Consider the following 356-nt stretch of genomic DNA (forward strand, 5'->3'; position numbering starts at 1 on the left):
CGTTGGAAGTGGCCCCTGGCTGCCGCGGGCTGGAGACCATCGGCGCCGACCCGGTCGAGTGGGCGCCGCCCCACGACCCGAGGGGCAACACCGCGCTGCCCGGCGCGAACGTGCTGTACGAGATGCTGTGCGTGCTGCCCGCCGTGCCGATGCGCTAGGCTGCGCCCCGTTCCCGCTCCAGCCTGAATTTCCGAGGATCGACCATGGACATGAAGAACACCCCGCTTGCGACGCTGAACGACCCGACGCTGCTCAAGACCGACGCGCTGGTCGGCGGCGAGTGGATCGCCGGCACCGCGCGCTTCGACGTCACCGACCCGGCGACCGGATCGAGGCTCGCCGACGTGGCCAACCTG

The 356-nt window shown here is 71.1% G+C and carries 1 pseudogene; it reads left to right on the top strand.

The features are described from left to right. Nucleotides 1-203: 203 nt before the first annotated feature. Nucleotides 204-356: pseudogene (locus ACK4TH_RS12800) on the top strand (succinate-semialdehyde dehydrogenase (NADP(+))); the annotation flags it as partial.

The organism is Tepidimonas sp. (assembly GCF_046292505.1).
In the GTDB taxonomy this organism is placed as follows: Bacteria; Pseudomonadota; Gammaproteobacteria; order Burkholderiales; family Burkholderiaceae_C; genus Tepidimonas.